Origin of the sequence: Saccharopolyspora sp. NPDC002686 (assembly GCF_040295745.1) — a bacterium.
Classification (GTDB): domain Bacteria; phylum Actinomycetota; class Actinomycetes; order Mycobacteriales; family Pseudonocardiaceae; genus Saccharopolyspora; species Saccharopolyspora oryzae.
Map to the genome: position 1 here is coordinate 1 of NZ_JBEOVY010000586.1, position 2,478 is coordinate 2,478.

General features: G+C 69.0%; 4 protein-coding genes. 3 read left to right on the top strand and 1 reads right to left on the bottom strand.

Going from position 1 to position 2,478, the window contains the following annotated elements; translation table 11 throughout:
• A partial coding sequence (locus ABTZ89_RS37905; RefSeq protein ID WP_351054128.1) for a hypothetical protein occupies positions 1-219 on the top strand: 219 nt, incomplete at its 5' end.
• A 212-nt stretch (positions 220-431) separates the two neighbouring features.
• Positions 432-872, top strand: coding sequence for a DUF5946 family protein (locus ABTZ89_RS37910; RefSeq protein WP_351054131.1), 441 nt, complete (start codon positions 432-434; stop codon positions 870-872).
• Here the strand turns inward: ABTZ89_RS37910 and ABTZ89_RS37915 are convergent.
• A complete protein-coding gene (locus ABTZ89_RS37915; RefSeq protein WP_351054133.1) occupies positions 847-1,419 on the bottom strand; it encodes a TetR/AcrR family transcriptional regulator in 573 nt (190 codons plus the stop codon). The genes ABTZ89_RS37910 and ABTZ89_RS37915 overlap by 26 nt on opposite strands.
• Before the next feature lie 103 nt (positions 1,420-1,522).
• Between ABTZ89_RS37915 and ABTZ89_RS37920 the strand changes: the two genes are divergently transcribed.
• Positions 1,523-2,407: an NmrA/HSCARG family protein gene (locus ABTZ89_RS37920; RefSeq protein WP_351054136.1), complete on the top strand. Its 885-nt coding sequence runs from the start codon at positions 1,523-1,525 to the stop codon at positions 2,405-2,407.
• Positions 2,408-2,478 lie beyond the last annotated feature (71 nt).

The following is a 2,478-nucleotide window of genomic DNA, read 5'->3' on the forward strand; positions in this document are numbered from 1 at the left end:
GAAGGAATGGGGATGACGATGTTCTGGCTTCAGGTGAGCACGCTGGTGTTGGTGAACGTGTTGATCGCGAGCATGTTGTTCGTTCGGCCTGCGCGGGCTCAGCACGGTGGGGCTGGGGATGGGGCGTTGAGCGTGTGGCAGTTGATCGACGAGGTCGAGGCTGAGCGGCGACGACAAGTCGAGGCCACCGGGCGTCATCACTTGAGAACGGATCCCTGAGCTGGTCCGGTGCCCGAATCCCCCGACCTCGCGGGCACCGGACCTCCCCGGCGGGCCGGGCGTCACCTCCTCCCGGCGCCCGGCCCGCCACTCCCGGAAAGCTGGTCGGCGCTTGAGTCTCCAGCGGCTGGAGTCATTACGTTGGCTCTGCTGTCCGCCCATCACGTCAGGAAGGGACCATGGTCGTTCGAAGTGACGCTGGGGGAAGCGATTTGGTCTGCCCTGAGTGCGGAGCGCCGGCGAAACCCCGCTCGTGCGAAGAGCTTTTCCAGGACGTGCTCGCGCTCGACCACTCCCGCCGCGCGCCCTGGGGGCCGTTGCACGGCGTCACGGTCTCCTGCTTCCTCCTCCAGCACCCCAGCCGCTTGCCCGCCTCCGAGCGCGGCCGGGCCTGGGCGATCCTGAACACCTACGTCGGCGAAGGTCTCGCCGCCACCACACGGCTCACCGAACGAGCCCGTCGCGCCAATTCCCACCGCAACCACGACGCCGCGTTGCCCGACAGCGGACCTGGCATGTCGGACCCGCCCGCGGCTTTCGGTGTCACCATCGCCGACGTCGCTCAAGACGGGACCTTTCCCGCCGACGGCTTTTCGGGACGCGTCACGGCCTGGGCCGAGGACATCATCACGGCGTGGCGCGGAGGGCGTTGAGGACGAGTTCGATCTCTTGTGGCGCGCGGTTTTCGGTTGCTGCTCGCCGGTGCATGCCGATGCAGCCGAGGATCAGGGAGTGCAGCTCCGGCGTCGTGATGTCGGTGCGGACCGAGCCGGAGCGCTGGGCTCGTTCGAGGAGGATTTCCAGGGCGGTGTTGAAGCCGGCTTCGTGGCAGGACGCTTCTGGTTGTTGGCCGGTCGATTCCAAGGCGTCGCAGATGTCCTTGTTGAGCGCGGCCTGCTCGATCACCTCGCGGAGGTAGTCGAAGAAGGCCTGCCCCGGGTCGTCGGCTTCCGCCTGTTCGCGGGCTCGGTCGGCCATGAGCTGGATCCGAGTCGAGACGACCGCGTCGAACAGCGCTTCTTTGGTGGGGAAGTGGCGGTAGACCGTGCCCGGGCCTACGCCGGCGCGGCGGGCGATGTCGTCCAGCGGGACGGACAGGCCCTCGGCGGCGAACAGCTCCTGGGCCGCGGTCAGGACGCGATCCCGGTTGCGCTGGGCATCCGCGCGCAGTCGTTTCCCCTGGTTGTTCGTGGTCGTCACGCCCTGACTCTATCGCGTCCGTGGACAACCGGGGCGCGCGTTCCGTATAGTCGCCGAGTAAGCGGGGCGACCGTTCCGCTTAATCCGGTTAGTGGAGGCAGCAGTGTCCGCAGGAGACAGGGTCGTGCTCGTCGTCGGTGCCACCGGGCAACAAGGCGGCGCCACGGCGGTCCAGCTGTTGAATCGGGGCTGGCAGGTGCGGGCCTTCACCCGCAGCGCCGCGAACGCCGCGGCTCGACGGCTCGCCGACATGGGGGCTGAAGTCGTCGAAGGCGACATGGGCGACCGCGCGTCGCTGGAGTCCGCGATGTGCGGCGTGCACGGGGTTTTCAGCGTTCAGCCGACCTTCGTCTCGCCCGAGCTGACACCGGGCATGAGTCATGAGGTGGAGGTCCGCTGGGGCAAGAACGTCGCAGACGCCGCGAAGGCCGCCGGAGTCCGGCACCTCGTCTACGCCTCGGGGTTCAACGCCGACCAGGCGAGCGGCGTCCCGACGCTGGAGAACAAGTGGGCGGTCGAACAGCACATCCGCGAGATCGGCGTGCCGGCCACGATGCTCCGCCCGGCGTCGTTCATGGAGAACTACCTGGGGATGCTGCCGGGCCAGTCGGTGGAGAACGGCGAACTGGTCAGCGCCCTCCGCGCGGACGTGGCACAACCGCTGATCGCCTTGGCGGACATCGGGACCTTCGCCGCCCTGGCGTTCGAGAACCCCGACGAGCACATCGGCGGGGCGCTGCAGATCGCCGGTGATGCGCTCACCCCGCCGCAGATCGCCGCTGGTCTCTCCCGTGCGACGGGCCGCGAGCTCCGCCACGTCGAGATGCCGCTGGAGCCCCTCCGCGAGCAGAACCCGGTCCTGTACCACGCGTACAAGGCGCTGAACGCGCTGGACCTCACCGCAGTGGACATCCCAGCTCTGCGCGAGATCCACCCGGGCCTGCTCACCTTCGACTCCTGGCTTGCGAAGCAGGACTTCGCGGGGTGACCTCGCGCGTGGGGGGGGGGGGGGGGGGGGCTGGGGGGCCGGGCGGGGGGTTATGCACAGGCCCGCGCGGC